Raw genomic sequence first — 16,138 nt, 5'->3', positions numbered from 1 at the left:
TGGCGGGCGATTCGCTGATCATCCCAGTCCAGCTCCCAGTAGGGCGTTTTTTCTTGTTCGGGGAAGTCCGTCTGGCTGAAAAGGGGACGTATGCCTGGTCATAAAGTAGCCCGCGAGCTTGCGACGTGCACAAGTCGCGGAGTGCTTGTTTTTATGCGGTCGCGAATCAAGCTTTCGACAACTCGCCATCGACGACGCGCCAGAGATCGCGCGGGTTGTCATGCTTCAACGCTTCGGGCAGCAGGTCGTCTGGAAATCCCTGGTAGCAAACAGGACGCAGGAAGCGTTCGATCGAGCTCATGCCGACTGACGTGAAGCGGCTATCGGACGTCGCAGGAAACGGTCCGCCATGAATCGACGCATATGACACTTCTTGCGGATGTGCGAACGCATTGACGACGATGCGGCCTGTGCGACGTTCAAGAATCGGCAACAGGCGCGCGGCAAGCGCATGATCGGGTTGATCGATCTGCATCGTCGCGGAAAGTTGCCCACGGAACTGCTTTGCGATCGCGATGAATTGCTCGATATCCTTCACGCGCACCAGCAGTGCGGCAGGACCGAACACTTCCTCCGATAGCGTTGCATCATCAAGCATGTGTGCACCGTCGACTTCGAAGAGCACCGATTGCCCGTCCCACGCGCCTTGTGATTCACCGCCTGCGGCGATGCGCCGGGCGCCTGCTTCGGCCTGCCGCTCGACATTCTTGCGGTACGCGTTATTGATGCCGGGCGTCAGCATGGTGCGCGCTTGCATGGCTTCGACGCGGGCAATCATTGCGTCCTTCAGTTCACTATAGCCGGGGCCATCGATAGCCAGCAGAATCGCAGGCTTCAAGCACGCCTGGCCGACGGTGACCAGCATACGTTCAGCGAACCCGTCACCGATCACAGCACCGCGTGCGGCGAGCGCCGAGGGCAGCACGAATGTGGGGTTGACGCTGGTCATTTCGGTGAAAACGGGAATCGGATCAGGACGCAGTTGTGCGCGCCGGAACAGCGCCATACCGCCAACTTCCGACCCTGTGAAGGTCACCCCCTTGATGAGCGGATGGTCCACCAGCGCCTCGCCGATTTCATTGCCGCCACCGCGAACGAGCGAGAACACGCCCTCGTGCAGACCCGCGTCTTTGACAGCCTGCTGGATCACGCGCCCCATCATTTCCGATCCGCCAGGATGAGCGTTGTGCGCCTTCAGAATGACCGGGCAGCCAGCCGCCAGCGCCGACGCTGTATCACCGCCTGCCACCGAATAGGCGATCGGAAAGTTACTCGCGCCGAAGATTGCAACCGGACCCAGCGCAATCTTCTGCAAGCGATGATCCATCCGTGCGCGCGGTTGACGGTCGGGTTGAGCGGGATCGATGGTCGCCTGTCGAAAGCGCCCTTGACGGACGACAGTCGCGAACTGGCGAAACTGAATCGCAGATTTCGCCGCTTCGCCCTCGAGTTGCGTCACCGGCAGGCCGCTTTCAAGTGAGATGCGTTGCGCCAGTTCGGGCGCGATCGCATCAAGGCCGTCAGCGATACGCTCCAGGAAGGCGGCACGCTCGGCGAGACTCGTATTGTTGTAGCTGTCGAAGGCGTCGTCGGCGAGTTGAGCGGCACGCTCGACTTGGGCGACGCCGCCGAACGCGAACGACGGTTCAATCTCGGTATTGGTTGCAGGGTTCAGCGCCTTCATCGTGCCAGCGGTTGCGGACACTTCCTGGGCGCCAATAAGCAAGTTGCCAGTGAGTTTCATCGTGGTTCTCTTCAAGAATCAGGCGGCGGTGCCAGTGTTGAGGGCAGCGATGAGATCGGCTGTCGTCAGGATTTCGTGGGCGAAGGTGGGGCCGTTCAGTTCATGTGCGGCATGCATCATTTCCTTCTTGAACGCGGCCGTTGCGTCGCGCACCAGCGTGACGTGGTAGCCCAGTTCCATCGCAAAGCGACTCGTTGACTCAATGCAGGTATTGGCAAGCAGACCGATGACGATCACGTGCGTGATGCCTTGCTGCTTCAGTTGGAAGTCGAGATCGGTGTTGGCAAAGCCGCTTTGGCCCCAGTGTTCCTGAACGATGATGTCGCCGTCCTGCGGAACGAAATCGGGATGCCATTCACCGCCCCACGTGCCCTTGGCAAAGGTGTGGCGTTGCTGCACGAGACGCTGGGTCGGGTTCGGATGATCCCAGTTGTCGTAATCGCCCGGCTGCCAGCGACGATGCGGCACGTAGAACACCTGGATATCCCTCGCACGGGCGGCGGCGACGGTGTTGCGCAGGTTCTCCAGCAAACGGACGTCATCAGCGACTTCCTTGAGCATCGGGAACAGCTTGCCGCCGTCCGAGAGAAAGTCGTTATACGGATCAACCAGCAGCAGACCAGTACGTTCCGCGCGATATACGGGATGAGTCATTTCGTTCTCCAGTCAGAAGAGAGTTGCGAACAGTGTCGCGTTTCACACTCGACCCCGGACCGCGTTGGTCGGACGTTCGGGGTGTCTCACACATCGAATGCGCTGAGCAAAAGCTATCACTATGAAAATCATAGTGTCAATGGGTACGGGTTCCTGACGCTGAATTTGTCGTTTGCGACAGAGTGAGCCCCGTCGTCATTAGAGACGGGTATCCGACCCGTGCACATCCGATTTGGATCGTGTTACTATGAAATTAATAGTAAGTCTGGGAGGCAAGTTGTGACACTTCAAACAGAAGCACCCGACACGGTGTGTCCGGTAGCGCGGTCGTTGGATATCGTCGGCGATCGATGGACCCTGTTGGTCATTCGCGAGCTGTTCATGGGCACCAGTCGCTTCGAAGAAATTCAGATTCAGACGAAAGCGACGCCGCAGATGCTGACGGCGCGCTTGAAGTCGCTGGAAGCGAACGGGATGGTCGAACGTCATCCGTATAGCGAAAAGCCGTTGCGCCATGAATATCGTCTGACCGAGAAAGGCAGGGCGTTCTATCCCGTCATCTATGCCTTGAGGGGATGGGGCGAAACCTGGTCCAAGGACAAGAGCGAGGAGATCGCCGTGCGTTTCGTTCATCGTGCATGTGGCCACGATATGGGCCTGGGGTCTGTATGCCCCGGATGCGGGGTTCAGGTTGAACGTAAAGATCTGGAAGCAACCATGAGCGATCAATTTGCAGCCGAACGCGCAGAGCGGCGTGCGGCGTTCAAAAGTAAGTAAGGGGTTGCGAAGTTTTCGCAGCTCGATCCGACCTGCACCCTTCGACGATACAGGTGCTGCGTGAACGACCACCGCAGCTATCGCGGCGGGCCCCTCATGCGTGCATCAATCGACCATCAGGAGTTGTTTTCATGAAAGCCATTACCTTGCGCCAGCCCGCCGGCCTGGCAAACCTGATACTCACGAATCTTGCCGACCCCGGTGAGCCGGCGGCGGGTGAGATCCGCGTGCGCATCCACGCGAGTTCGCTCAACGCCCATGACTTGGGTGTCGTCACTGGCCGCTTGCGCACCGACGATGGTCGCATTCCGATGTCGGATGGCGCGGGTATCGTCGACGCAATAGGCGACGGTGTAACAGAGTTCGCAGTGGGCGATGCCGTTGTATCGACCTTCTTTCCGTCCTGGCTCGACGGTGGCCCGACGCTCGCGGATTTTTCGACAACACCGGGTGATGGTGTCGACGGATACGCTCGCGAAATCGTCGTTCGGCCCGCGCAATGGTTCACGCATGCGCCCCAAGGCTACAGCCATGCCGAAGCTGCGACTTTGACCACTGCCGGGCTGACCGCGTGGCGTGGACTGGCTGTAGACTACTCGCTTAAGGCCGGCGACACCGTGCTCGTTCAAGGCACGGGTGGCGTCTCGATCTTTGCGCTGCAGTTTGCAAAGCAGATGGGGGCAAAGGTGATCGCCACATCATCCTCCGACGAGAAACTGGAGAAGGCCCGGGCGCTCGGTGCCGACCACCTCATCAACTACAAACGCGATACCGACTGGGCCTCGAAGGTACTCGAGATCACCAGTGGTCGGGGTGTCGACAACATTATCGAAGTGGGCGGCCCGGACACGCTTGGCCAGTCGATCCGCGCTTGCCGCATTGGTGGTCACATCGCACTAATCGGCGTATTGACCGGCCTCGCCGGGCAGGTGCCGACGGGTGAACTGATGCGTCGTCAGCAAACAGTGCAGGGGCTGATCGTTGGCAGCCGCAGGCACCAGATCGACATGATCCGCGCAATCGACGCAAACGGCATCAAGCCTGTAATTGACCGCACGTTTGCACTCGACGAGATTGCCGACGCATTCCGTCACCAGGCAGCCGGCAAGCATTTCGGCAAGGTTTGTTTGTCTATCTGACAGGAAGGGCGCAGCCCACTCTCTTAAAAGCAAGGTCAATCAGTGCTGGAGACGTCCAAGGTGGGAACCCTGGTTGCACTCCAACTCACCATCCCGTCTAGAGTCTCCCTCTAATCAGCTATCGTTAGCCTTGGGCAACCAGGCGATTGGTTGAGGTCGCGAGCCAATAAAGCGGCCCCCGTTTCCAAGACGTTGAGTGTGGAATCTTGGGAACAACAGGAGTAAAAAATACCTTACCTGCCTCAACCCAGAGGATGTGCCAATGGTTATTACGGTCAAAGAACGCGATGAGGATCACATGTCCCATGACGCCAATAACGCAGGCGTCAGGATGTGGGATGTCTACCAGGGCGATGTGCTGGTCGGCGTTTATCACAGTGAAGCGGATGCGTTGAAGTACAAGGCTTTGCTGGAGAGCGGTCGATTGGATAGCCTCAAGGCGCCTCCAAAAGGCTGAGGCCAACACAATGACAAAGCCCAGCTCGATGCTGGGCTTTGTTTTTTGAGGACAAAAGGGGAGGTGGGCCAGATGAAACGCCGATCACCCGATCAAACCCTGTTATCGCCCTGGGCTTGCCGCGCGGCTTTTTCCTTCTTGTGGTTCTTCATGTCCTGCCTGATACCCCAGGCGATGAGAGCGATGCCAAAGAGGGCCATCAGAATGATTTGTTCGGTAGGCATAGCCTGCTCCTTGCAGAAAACGCTCATTGAACGTGCTACCGATGCTCCTGCCAAATTGGGTGGGTTACAGAATGTTTCGATGGGCGGCTAATACGGTCGCTATTGTGCAACCGGGTATGCCGAATTCGTCACCGACCCCGCCTAAAGCGATCAAGCCGTGAGCTTTGGAATGGACCAGTCTGGACAGTCTGTTCAAGGAGCTGATTATGATCCGACTGTCCCTGGCTGAAGCTCGTGAGCTGGCCGAATCGATCCTGCTGCACAACGGTTTCAACCTCGCCCATGCCCAGGCGGTGACCGATACGGTGATTGCCGGCGAGCGCGATGGCTGTGCCTCCCATGGCCTGTATCGGGTGCTGGGCTGTGTGAATTCACTGAGGAACGGCAAGGTGGCCGCCGATGCCGAGCCGCAGGTCATCGATCAGGCGCCGTCCATCGTGCGTGTCGATGCGGCGGGTGGTTTCTCCCAGTTGGCATTCCAGGCGGGCTTGCCCTTGCTGCAAGAGAAAACCCGAGCCAACGGGATCGCAGCCCTGGCGATCAATCGCTGTGTGCATTTCTCCGCGCTATGGGTCGAGATCGAGCAACTGACCGCTGCCGGCCTTGTTGCGTTGGCCTGCACGCCCAGCCATGCCTGGGTCGCACCGGCCGGTGGGAATCAGCCGGTGTTCGGCACCAATCCCATCGCCTTCGGTTGGCCGCGCGCAGGCAACAACCCCTTTGTCTTCGACTTCGCCACCAGTGCGATTGCCCGTGGCGAGATCGAGCTGCATCGGCGTGCCGGCAAGGCCATTCCCGAAGGTTGGGGCGTGGATGCCCAAGGGCAGCCGAGTACCGATGCCAACGTGGTACTCGATAGCGGCGCGATGCTGACGTTCGGCGGGCACAAGGGCTCGGCGTTGGCGGCCATGGTGGAGTTGATCGCCGGGCCGTTGATCGGTGACCTGACCAGTGCCGAATCCCTGGCCTATGACGCCGGCAGCAAGTCATCGCCGTACCATGGCGAACTGCTTATTGCCTTCGATCCGCAGCGCTTTCTCGGCGCGGCTACAGAGCAGCATCTGGCCCGCGCCGAAGCCGTGTTCGAAAGCATTCAAGGGCAGGGCGCACGCTTGCCATCGCAACGGCGTTATGAGGTACGTGCGCGCAGTCTGGTGGAGGGTGTGCAGATCCCTGAGGCGCTGTACAACGACCTGAAAGCGCTGCTGGCCTGAGTGAATAAGGGCGCCATCGATCCACTCGATGGCGCCCGGTTTTTACAGCGGTGTGCGTTGGCTGTGGCCATCGACCAGACGATTGATGCCTAGCGGGTTGGCGTTTTGCAGCGCTTCGGGCAACAAGGCATCCGGGCAATTCTGGTAGCACACCGGGCGCAGGAAGCGCTCGATGGCCAGGCTGCCGACTGAGGTGCCCCGGGCATCGGAGGTGGCCGGATAGGGCCCGCCATGGACCATCGCATCACCCACTTCGACACCGGTCGGATAGCCGTTGAACAGCACCCGCCCAACCTTTTGCTCCAGCAGCGGCAGCACCTCGCCGTAGCATTGCAGATCGCCGGCCTCGGCAATCAGCGTGGCCGTGAGTTGACCGTGCAAACCCTGTAGCGCTTGTTGCAACTCGGCGTTGTCGGCCACTTCAACGATGACCGTGGTCGGGCCGAAGACTTCTTCCTGCAACAGCGGATCGCCATTGAGCAGCAGGCGGACATCGGCCTTGAACAGTTGCGGCTGTGCCTGGCGGCCCTCCTGTGGCTTGCCGGCCAGATGGTTGACACCTGAATGATCGAGCAGGGCCTGTACGCCGTTGCTGTAGCTGCGCAGCGTGCCGGCGTTGAGCATGGTTTGCGCCGGTTGTTCGTTGATCAAGGCACCGAGCAACGCGGTGAACGCCGTGAACCTTGGCGAAGCGATGCCGATCACCAGGCCCGGATTGGTACAGAACTGACCGCAACCCTGCACCACTGACGCCACCAGTTCACGGGCGATGGTTTCGCCGCGCAGTTGCAAGGCTTCAGGCAGCACCAGCACCGGATTGATGCTGCTCATTTCGGCGAACACCGGAATCGGCTGGGGTCGTGCGGCGGCCATGTCGCAGAGTGCGCGTCCCCCGGTCAGTGAGCCGGTGAAGCCGACGGCCTGAATCGCCGGGTGCTTGACCAGGGCCTCACCGACCCCGGCACCGTAGATCATGTTGAACACGCCCTTGGGCATGTCGGTTTGTTCGGCGGCGCGGATGATCGCATCGGCCACCTGTTCCGCCGTTGCCATATGCCCACTGTGGGCCTTGAATACCACCGGGCAGCCCGCGGCCAGCGCGGCTGCGGTATCGCCACCGGCAGTGGAGAACGCCAGCGGGAAATTGCTTGCGCCGAACACCGCGACCGGGCCAACACCGATTCGGTACTGGCGCAGATCGACCCTTGGCAGTGGCTGACGTTCGGGCAACGCGCGGTCGATGCGCGCGCCATAGAAATCACCCCGGCGCAGGACTTGCGCGAACAGGCGCATCTGGCCGCTGGTGCGTGCCCGTTCGCCCTGGATACGGCCGCTGGGCAGGGCCGTTTCCCGGCTGACCAGGGCGACGAAGTCATCATCCAGGGCATCCAGTTGCGTGGCGATGGCCTCAAGAAACGCCGCGCGCCGGCTGGCTGACAGTGAGCGAAACGCCGGGTAGGCAGACGCGGCAGCCCGGGCGGCGGCGTCCACTTCAGCGGCGGTGGCCTGGGTGAAAACGAAGGGCAGCGGCTCACCGCTGCTGGCGTCATGGCTGTGCAGGGTGACGGTGCCGGCGGCGCTGCGCGCACCGCCGATGTAGTTGTGGCCGATGATTTTTGGCATGAAAACTCCTGTCAGGAGGAAGGGCGGTCTGTTGTAGCGCTGGCGCGTCGAACGCAAACCTGTGGCGAGCGGGCTTGCCCGCGCTCGGCTGCGAAGCAGTCGTAAAACCTGTGACTGCGTTCTGTCTGACACAATGAAGTCGCTAGTTTTAGGGCCGCTTCGCGGCCCAACGGGGGCAAGCCCCCTCGCCACACGTGTGCATCCAGCTGACTTTGATTGAGCTCAGGCCGGGGGCGGCAGGTTCGAGTTTCAGAGACCCACGTCCGGCAGCGACGGCCGGTTGGCCATTGCCTTGGCCATGATCTGCTCGACAAACACTCGGTCGGCTTCCGGCAAGGCCAGGCGTGGCGGACGGGTCAGGGCGCTGCCGCGACCGGCGATGGCTTCGCACAACTTGATGCATTGCACCAGGTCGGCACGGGCGTCGAGGTGCAGGATCGGCATCAGCCATTCGTAGATCGGCATGGCCTCGGCAAAGCGCCCGGCCTTGGCCAGGCGGAAGATGGTTTCGCCTTCAATCGGGAACACGTTGGACATGCCCGAGACCCAGCCCTCGGCCCCCACTGCGATGCTTTCCAGCACCACATCGTCGAGGCCGGCAAACAGCACAAAACGGTCGCCGACTTCATTGCGCACGTCGATAAAACGCCGGGTGTCGCCGGAGGAATCCTTGAAGCACACCACGTTGTCGCAGTCGGCCAGGGAAATCAGGATGTCCGGGGTCACGTCGTTTTTGTAGATCGGCGGGTTGTTGTAGACCATCAACGGCACGTCGGCGTTTTTCGCCACGTAGCGGTAGTGCTCGGCGGTCTCGAAGGGCTTGGAGCCGTAGACCAGCGCCGGCATCAGCATCACGCCGTCGACGCCGACCTTGCGCACCGCGTTGGCGACCTTGGCCGCTTGCACGCTGGTGAACTCGGCCACGCCACAGATCACCGGCACGCGACCGCGGGAGGCATCCACCGCGACTTCGGTCACGGCGATCTTCTCTTCGGCGGTCAATGAGGTGTTTTCCCCCACCGAGCCACAGACCACCAGCCCCGAGACGCCGTCACGGATGACGTTGGAAATCACCTGGTGGGTCTTTTCCAGGTTGATGGTGAAGTCGTCGTTGAATTGAGTGGTGACCGCCGGGAAGACGCCGCTCCAGTTGATGCGTTTGCTCATGATGCACTCCAGTGGTTTAACGTATTTCGTATACGATATTTTAAGTGAAAAATTTAGACCAGTGTTTTTTCGTCGGACGCCGTCAGGGCGCCCCCGGTTTTTCTCAATCAGCCGTCTAGCGGTGGCGTTGGCGCTCAGGCACCGGGCCAGGTGTCCGACAACCGGTAGCCTTGGGGCCAGGGATCGGCGGGGTCGAGCAGCAACTGGTGGGTGCCGGTGATCCAGGCTCGCCCGGACAGGCACGGGTAGATCGCCGCACGTCCGGCCAGTTCGGTCAGGGAATCGATGCGGCAATGGAATTCCGAGCCGATGATCGAGCGACCGATAAAACGCTCGCCGACCTGCAGCACACCCTTGGCCTGCAACACCGCCATGCGCGCCGAGCAACCGGTGCCACAGGGCGAGCGGTCGATCTTGCCGGGGCGGATCACCACGGCGTTGGCCCCGGTGGCGACGCCGTTCTCGTAGACCAGCGGCGCGGCGATCTGGCAGAAGGAGATATGCGACCAGTCCGGGTTCAGCGGGTGGACGAAGCCCAGTTGCTCGTTGGCGGCGCGGGTGATCTTCAGGCCGATCTCGACCATGTCCCTGGCTTCATCGGGCCGAATGGCAAACCCCAGGCGCTGGGCATCGACGATGGCGAAGCTGTCGCCGCCATAGGCGGTGTCGACCTGGATCGAACCCAGGCCCTCGACTTCGATCCAGGCGTCGAGGCGGTCGGCGAACGACGGCACGTTCTTGATTTCCACCCGCTGGACCTTGCCGTCCTTGCACTCGGCCACGGCTTCGATCAATCCGCCTGGCGCCTCAAGCACCAGTCGGGTCTGGGGCTCGGTCATCGGCAGGATGCCGCTGTCGAGCAGCACGGTGGCCACGCACAACGAGTTGGACCCGGACATCGGCGGGGTATCGGCCGGCTCCATGATGATCCAGGCCATCTGCGCCCGCGGGTCCTTGGCCGGCACCAGCAGGTTGACGTGGCGGAACACCCCGCCGCGGGGTTCGTTGAGGACGAAGTTGCGCAGGGTTTCATCCTCGGCGATCCAGCGCGACTGTTCCCACACGGTGGCCCCGGGCGGCGGGGCGACGCCGCCGACAATCACATCGCCGACTTCACCTTCGGCGTGGCAGCTGACCACGTGGACGATTTTTGAAGAACGCATTGCAAACTCCTCCTGTGACTGTTCGCGGACCTTGTAGGAGCCAGCTTGCTGGCGATGGTCGTCAACGATAACGCGTGGCATCAGACTGATCGCAGTGTGGCGACATTCATCGCCAGCAAGCTGGCTCCTACAGGAGCGTGTTTTATTCAGGGATCATGTTTATTTCACGGACTTGAGGAACGCCGCCGTTTCCGGCTGCACGGGGTTGCCGATGACCTGGTCGGGCGCGCCGATCTCGTGCACCAGGCCGTTGCGAAAGAACGCCACGCGATCGGACACGTCGCGGGCAAAGCGGATTTCATGGGTCACCAGGACCATGGTCATGCCGTCTTCGGCGAGCATGCGCATGGTGTCCAGCACTTCACCCACCAACTGCGGATCAAGGGCCGAGGTGGCTTCGTCGAACAGCATGTAGTCCGGCGACATGGCCAGGGCCCGGGCAATCGCCATGCGCTGTTGCTGGCCGCCGGAGAGCTTGCCGGGGAAGGTCTTGAGCTTGTCGCTCAGGCCCACGTGGGTCAGTTGCCGGACCGCCAGCTCCTCGGCCTCCTGCTTGCTTTTGCCGAGCACCTTGCGCGGCGCCAGCATCACGTTTTCCAGCACGGTGAGGTGCGGGAAGGCGTTCCACTGCTGGAACACGATGCCGATCCTCTGGCGCAGGCGGTTGAGGTCGGTGGCCTTGTCATGGACCTCGATGCCGTCGACGCGCACGCTGCCTTTGTGAATCGATTCCAGGCCGTTGATGCACATCAGCAGGGTCGACTTGCCGGAGCCTGAGCCGCCGATGATCGACACCACCTCGCCCTTGTTCACCGTCAGGCTGACGCCCTTGACCACTTCCAGGTCGCCGAAGGATTTGTGTACGTTGTCGATCTCAATCATTTTCTTGCCACCTTCTTTCCAGACGAGCGCCGAGGCGGGCGACCACCAGGCTCATGACGTAGTAGATAAGGCCCGCGATGCACAGCACCAGCAGCGGTTCCTGGATGCGCGTGACGATGGTTTGCGAGGCACGCAGCAGTTCGACGATGCCGATCCACATCACCAGCGCGGTGTCTTTCATCACCCCGAGTACCAGGTTCAGCCAGCCGGGGAAGGCCACCCGCGTGGCCATCGGCAGGACGATCCAGCGCAGGTCCTGCAGGAAGCTCAAACCCAGGGAGCGACTGGCCCGGCGCAGGGTAAGGGGCACCGAGAGCACGCCACCACGGACGATCTCGGTGAAGTACGCGGCGGTGTAGACCCCGAGCACGATGCAGCCGACGCTGAAGGCGCTGATGTTCAGGCCGACGATGCTTTTCAGCGAATTGAACAGCACGAACTGGATCAGCAACGGCACGCTGCGAAACGCGTCCAGCACCCAGGCCAGGGGCAGGCTGGCGCGGGGCAGCAGCGCCCGCAACAAGCCGAACAGCAGCCCGGCGACAGAGCCGAGGAGGATCGCCCAGAAGGTCAGTTGCAGGGTGACCCAGGCACCGCTGAGCAGGAAAAGCAGGTCATTCCAGGAAAAACTGGTGGAAAACATGGTCACCTCCTCAGTAGCGGAACAGTCGCCAGGCCATCAGCCGGGCTGCCGCGACGATCGCCTTGGCAATCAGGTAATACAGCACCGCTGCAATGGCGAAGAACTCGAAGGTGCGGAAGGTCTTGACGTTGTATTCCTGGGTCACCCCGGTGAGGTCATTGTTCAGGCCGACCACCACCCCCAGGGAGGTCATCAGCACCGCCCAGACCATTTGATTGCTCAGCGGATAAAAGACGATGCGCAGCAACTGCGGGACGATGATCATCCGGTAGGCCTGGAACGCGCTCATGCCCAGGGAGCGCGCGGCGCGCACTTGGGTATCGGGCACCGCCTTGAGGCCGCCGCGAAAGTTTTCCGCGAGATAACCGGCGTTGTTGAAGGTGATCCCGGCCAGCAGGGCGAACCATGAGCTGACATGCAGGTCCAGCGAGCCGAGGCCGAAGTAGAGGATGTAGATCTGGAACAGCGAAGGGGTGTTGCGGGCAATCGACACCCAGCCGTTACCGATGCCACGCAGCAACGGATTTCTGGTTTCGCGCATCACCGTCAGGGCCAGGGCGATCAGCACCCCGAAGATCATCGACAAGGCGGCGGTCTCGAAGGTGACCAGGGCGCCGTTGAGCATATCCGGCAAGGCGCGCAGGGCCGCGCGCCATTGGAAGGTGTAATCAAACATGCGCGGGGTTCTCCTGTGGGACGGCCGGTGCCAGCCAGGCCGGCAAGCGTCCGCTGGCGTTGGCGGTGCAGGCGGCGTCGACGCATTCGGCCAGGCTGGCGAAGTGCACCTTGCGGCCCACCAGGCCGGGGGCGTAATGGGCGTATTTGCCCGAGTTGGTCATCAGGGTTCTGGCGGCCGGCGGGATCACCGGTTCGCCGAGCATGCACCAGCAGGTATCGGTGACCAGGGTCGCGCCGAAGGCTTCGATCACCGCGCCATGCCCGGCGGCGCGCGCCTGTTCCAGTACCGCGCGCCCGCAGGTGATGGCGAGGACCACGTCGGGGTGCTTGCGTCGACCCTGGCACAGGCGGGCCAGATGGGCGAACTCGCTGAGGGAAAAATGCGGGTTGCCCAGGGACACCACCTCCACCCGTGGGTCGCGGGCACTGTTGAGTTCACGCCAGCTCAGCAGCAGGTCTGGCAGACGGATCTTTTCCACCGGCAGCACAACGCCCGGTTCCAGCACCTGGGTTGGATCGAGTGCTTCCGGGGTCACTCCGGCGATATGAAACAGCGGCGCCGCGGAGGTGGTGGCAAAGGCTGCGCCAAAGGCTTTCAGATCGTCGAGGCTTGGCTGGCGCTGTTCCAGCCCGAGCACCAGCGGAATCCGGCTGCCGGCCAGGGCACCGATGTGATAACCGAGCAGCGGGTAGAACGAATCGTCCAGTTCGCCCAGGGCGGGCAGCTCGATTTGCAGTTGGGCCTTGCGCTGGGCGTCCAGATGGCAACCGATCAACGGCGCGCGACCGGTCAGGGCAATGCAGATATCCAGGTAGTCCGGGTACTTCTGGGTACGGGCGCCGAGCACGCTGTTGGCGTAGACCACGGCGTTGGATTCGGCCCAGACGATCTGTTCGCCGGCCTTCGGTGCGCTGTCGAGCAGGTAGGGCGCACAGGTGAAACTGAGCTGCGCGCCCATCGCCATATAGGCATCGCCCAGGGCACTGGCGGGGACACCGAGAGCCGGATCGACGCCCAATTCGCGCCAGCGGCGCTGGTCCACGGAAATGGAATTGAGGGTGGTCGGGACGCGAACGCGCGCGCCCCATTGCACCAGTTGTTCGGCAAAGCGCAGGCTCGCCGGTCCCGTATAGATACAGCCGTCGATATGCGCCTGGGTCACGTCCAGCAAGGCGGGTGCACCTTGCAGTTCGGCCATTTGCAGGATGATCCGCATGGCCACCTGGGCGGCCTTGCCATACTGGCCGTCCAGCAGGGCCAGATCGTGTTCGCTGAGTTCGACGCTGCTTGCCGTAGCTTGTGCCTGCACCTGTGTGGTCGGTGCCTGCCAGTGATCGCCGGGTGTCGCGTCGAAAAGTGTCAGGGAGGTGCCTTCGACCCGGGCAAAGGCCTGGCCGCGCAAGGCGGCGAACGCCTCCCGGCCGATGCACAGCACCGGCAGGGAACGCTCGAAAATCACCTGGGCCACCAGCACGCCGAGGGTGAGGATTTCATCCGGTTCAGCCAATACCAGCGCTGCCGGCGCATGACCATTGCTGATCAACTCCATCATGACGCTGCTGCCGGTACAGGAACCACGGCCGCTGGGCAGCGCCAGCACGCGGCCGGCCAGGTACTCGCCACTTAAGGCGTGATGGCGGTCGATCACCTCGCCACTGAACGGATCGACTCCGCCCCAGAAACTCAGGCCGACATCGGCGAACAGCAAGGGGCCTTGGGCGGCTCCTTCAACCAGGCTGCGTCCTATCAGGGAAGTGGGCGTGCTGGGCATTCAGGTTTCCTCAGTAGTAGACGTGGGGCACGGTCAGATCGGTCGGCGGAATCTCGGTCCCGACCCATTTGACGAACAGCTCCTTGTAACGTCCGGTACGCACCTGTTGGTTGATAAACAGGTTGAGGTAGTTGATCAGGCCGTACTCGTTACGCTTGGCCCCCAGCGAGACGTAGTCGATCACGTACGGCGCGTTGCCGGCGACTTTCAGGTTCTTGTATTTGCCTGATTTGAGCGTAGCGGCTGCCACGGTGTTGGTGACGACGGTGGCGTCGATATGGCCCTGGGCGACGGCCAGGATGGTGTCGTTCTGCGACTGATAAGCGCGGAAGCTGCCGGTGCCCCAGCTCTTCTGGTCTTTTTCCAGGGCGAGGGCTTCAAAGGTGCCGCTGGTATTGCCGACCGGTTTGCCCTTGAGGTCTTCGTACTTGGTGATGCCGGTGTCGCTGCGGGTCAGGACCACCATCTGGAAGGCGAAGTAGGGCAGGGACAGGCCAACGGTCTTGGCTCGCTCGAGGGTGTCGGAGGTGGAGGCGACGATCACGTCGGCCCGGCCCGAGACCAGCGCCGGGATACGATCCGGAAACGGCGTCTCGACAATCTCGGCATCGACCCCGAGGACTTTCGCCAGGTCGTTGCAGTAGTCGACGTCGAAACCCACCGGTTTGTTGCTCTCGTCACGGGAGCCCATCGGCGGGAAGTCCAGGGTCACGGCGCAACGCAGCTTGCCCGAGCCAATGATGTCGTCGAGCTTGTCGGCCTGGGCCGTGGCGATAAAGGACGAACTGAGAACCACACTGAGCGCTGCGGCAAAAACGGGATTTTTCATGGAGACCTCGTTATCGGTGAGTGGTGTTGGCTGTCGTATTATGAATTTCGTATACGATATTAGATTAGCAATGACTGTGCCTGTTTCAACGTCAGAACATGAATTCTTCGTTGGCCCTCGGGTTAGAGGGGTTGTCAGGGAACTGGGGGTCAGGTGCTCGCCGATAGAGGGGGAGAGGGTGTTACAGAAGGGAGCATGTTTTCGCGGCAACGCCCTTTAAAGGAACACCGCCTCCAGCCAGCGCCGACTCAATGTCATTGTGGGAGCGGAGCTTGCCCGCGAAGCTTTTGGCGGCCTCAAGGGCCTCTTCGCGGGCAAGCTCCGCTCCCACAGTGAAACCACACAACAGTGTTATGTGGTTTCAAGGGGGGGAGGCTCAGCGACGGCTGTCGCGGTATTGGCTGGGCGCCAGGCTGGTCAGGGCGCGGAACTGGCGGCTGAAGGCGCTGTGGTCGGTGTAACCGCAGCGCAGGGCGATCTCGGTGATCGGCAAGTCGGTGTCCAGTAACAGACGCGAGGACTCTTCCAGGCGCGCCTTGTGAATCATCTGCCGTGGGGTGAGCTGGAACACCCGCTTGCAGTGACGCTCCAGTTGCGCCACCGAGAACCCGGCAATCGCCGTCAGTTCGGCCAGGCTGATGGGCCGGGAGAAGTGGCTGCGGATATGCGCATCCACCGCCGCGAGTTTCGGGAAGGCCGGGTGGCTGGACTGCGGCAGTTGCAAATCCCGGGAGATCCCGGCCAGGCCGACGATATGACCTTGGGTATCCAGTAGCGCGAGTTTATGGGTCAGGCACCAGATCGGCTGGTTGCCGTAATAGAGGTGCAGCTCAAGCTGGTCGGCCAGCTCGCGACCGCTCGACAGCACTCGCCGATCCTGCGCGGTGTAGAGCGGGCCGAAGCGTTCCGGGAAGACCATGTCGGCGGTGCGCCCGAGCAGCTCGGCACTCTCCTTGAAGCCGCAGCGCCGGGCCAGTGTCTGGTTGACGAAGGCGTAGCGGGCCTCGCAGTCCTTGATGAAGAACACCACGTCCGACAGGGTATCGAGCAGTGGCGCAATCGGCTGCAAGCTGCTCAGCAGGGTCGGCAGGTCGCAGGGTTTGAAGTGGCTGAGCGAGGCATACATGGTGCTGGAAGCCTGGGGACGATCTTCTGGATCATAGAGGCTCGGC

At 61.8% G+C, this 16,138-nt stretch carries 16 protein-coding genes; 4 read left to right on the top strand and 12 right to left on the bottom strand.

Annotated features, from left to right (window positions below; genetic code table 11):
• Positions 1-166 precede the first annotated feature (166 nt).
• Together CWE01_RS16965 and CWE01_RS16960 are read right to left on the bottom strand one after the other, a co-directional pair.
• A complete protein-coding gene (locus CWE01_RS16965) occupies positions 167-1,744 on the bottom strand; it encodes an aldehyde dehydrogenase (NADP(+)) (RefSeq protein WP_100941695.1) in 1,578 nt (525 codons plus the stop codon).
• Positions 1,745-1,762: 18 nt separating this feature from the next.
• A complete protein-coding gene (locus CWE01_RS16960; RefSeq protein ID WP_100941694.1) occupies positions 1,763-2,398 on the bottom strand; it encodes an isochorismatase family cysteine hydrolase in 636 nt (211 codons plus the stop codon).
• A gap of 279 nt (positions 2,399-2,677) precedes the next feature.
• Between CWE01_RS16960 and CWE01_RS16955 the strand changes: the two genes are divergently transcribed.
• The 3 genes from CWE01_RS16955 to CWE01_RS16945 all read left to right on the top strand — a co-directional run bounded on the left by CWE01_RS16955 (position 2,678) and on the right by CWE01_RS16945 (position 4,771).
• A complete protein-coding gene (locus tag CWE01_RS16955) occupies positions 2,678-3,175 on the top strand; it encodes a helix-turn-helix domain-containing protein (protein ID WP_100941693.1) in 498 nt (165 codons plus the stop codon).
• A 131-nt stretch (positions 3,176-3,306) separates the two neighbouring features.
• A complete protein-coding gene (locus CWE01_RS16950) occupies positions 3,307-4,314 on the top strand; it encodes an NAD(P)-dependent alcohol dehydrogenase (protein WP_100941692.1) in 1,008 nt (335 codons plus the stop codon).
• A 262-nt stretch (positions 4,315-4,576) separates the two neighbouring features.
• Positions 4,577-4,771 carry a hypothetical protein gene (locus tag CWE01_RS16945; RefSeq protein WP_100941691.1) on the top strand — a complete coding sequence of 65 codons (195 nt, stop codon included), beginning with the start codon at positions 4,577-4,579 and terminating at the stop codon, positions 4,769-4,771.
• 92 nt (positions 4,772-4,863) lie between these two features.
• Here CWE01_RS16945 and CWE01_RS33880 read toward each other — a convergent pair whose 3' ends face one another.
• On the bottom strand, positions 4,864-4,995 hold the full coding sequence (locus CWE01_RS33880) for a hypothetical protein (RefSeq protein WP_256579370.1): 132 nt from the start codon (positions 4,993-4,995) through the stop codon (positions 4,864-4,866).
• 206 nt (positions 4,996-5,201) lie between these two features.
• On the opposite strand from CWE01_RS33880, the gene CWE01_RS16940 reads away from it, so the two are divergent.
• Positions 5,202-6,209 (top strand): Ldh family oxidoreductase, encoded by a 1,008-nt coding sequence (locus CWE01_RS16940; RefSeq protein WP_100941690.1) that lies wholly within the window; start codon positions 5,202-5,204, stop codon positions 6,207-6,209.
• A 42-nt stretch (positions 6,210-6,251) separates the two neighbouring features.
• Here the strand turns inward: CWE01_RS16940 and CWE01_RS16935 are convergent, their stop codons facing one another.
• The 9 genes from CWE01_RS16935 to CWE01_RS16895 form a co-directional block, all read right to left on the bottom strand.
• Positions 6,252-7,832, bottom strand: coding sequence for an aldehyde dehydrogenase (NADP(+)) (locus CWE01_RS16935; protein WP_100941689.1), 1,581 nt, complete (start codon positions 7,830-7,832; stop codon positions 6,252-6,254).
• 249 nt (positions 7,833-8,081) lie between these two features.
• On the bottom strand, positions 8,082-8,999 hold the full coding sequence (locus tag CWE01_RS16930; RefSeq protein WP_100941688.1) for a dihydrodipicolinate synthase family protein: 918 nt from the start codon (positions 8,997-8,999) through the stop codon (positions 8,082-8,084).
• Positions 9,000-9,133: 134 nt separating this feature from the next.
• Entirely contained in the window at positions 9,134-10,162 is a 1,029-nt protein-coding gene (locus tag CWE01_RS16925) for a proline racemase family protein (protein WP_100941687.1), read from the bottom strand.
• Positions 10,163-10,321: 159 nt separating this feature from the next.
• Positions 10,322-11,044, bottom strand: coding sequence for an amino acid ABC transporter ATP-binding protein (locus CWE01_RS16920; protein ID WP_100941686.1), 723 nt, complete (start codon positions 11,042-11,044; stop codon positions 10,322-10,324).
• Positions 11,037-11,687 (bottom strand): amino acid ABC transporter permease, encoded by a 651-nt coding sequence (locus CWE01_RS16915; protein ID WP_100941685.1) that lies wholly within the window; start codon positions 11,685-11,687, stop codon positions 11,037-11,039. The genes CWE01_RS16920 and CWE01_RS16915 overlap by 8 nt, the downstream gene beginning before the upstream one ends.
• A gap of 10 nt (positions 11,688-11,697) precedes the next feature.
• Positions 11,698-12,363 (bottom strand): amino acid ABC transporter permease, encoded by a 666-nt coding sequence (locus tag CWE01_RS16910; protein WP_100941684.1) that lies wholly within the window; start codon positions 12,361-12,363, stop codon positions 11,698-11,700.
• On the bottom strand, positions 12,356-14,137 hold the full coding sequence (locus CWE01_RS16905) for an aconitase X (RefSeq protein WP_100941683.1): 1,782 nt from the start codon (positions 14,135-14,137) through the stop codon (positions 12,356-12,358). Before CWE01_RS16905 ends, CWE01_RS16910 begins: the two co-directional genes overlap by 8 nt.
• Before the next feature lie 10 nt (positions 14,138-14,147).
• On the bottom strand, positions 14,148-14,966 hold the full coding sequence (locus tag CWE01_RS16900; protein ID WP_100941682.1) for a transporter substrate-binding domain-containing protein: 819 nt from the start codon (positions 14,964-14,966) through the stop codon (positions 14,148-14,150).
• Between the two features lie 376 nt (positions 14,967-15,342).
• The gene (locus tag CWE01_RS16895; RefSeq protein WP_100941681.1) at positions 15,343-16,092 is read right to left on the bottom strand and encodes an AraC family transcriptional regulator; all 750 of its coding nucleotides are present in this window, start codon (positions 16,090-16,092) and stop codon (positions 15,343-15,345) included.
• Between the last annotated feature and the right edge of the window lie 46 nt (positions 16,093-16,138).

This window comes from Pseudomonas sp. QS1027 (assembly GCF_002814235.1).
In the GTDB taxonomy this organism is placed as follows: Bacteria; Pseudomonadota; Gammaproteobacteria; order Pseudomonadales; family Pseudomonadaceae; genus Aquipseudomonas.
The sequence above is the reverse complement of the archived record's forward strand: the minus strand, read 5'-3'. Positions and strand labels throughout refer to the sequence as shown.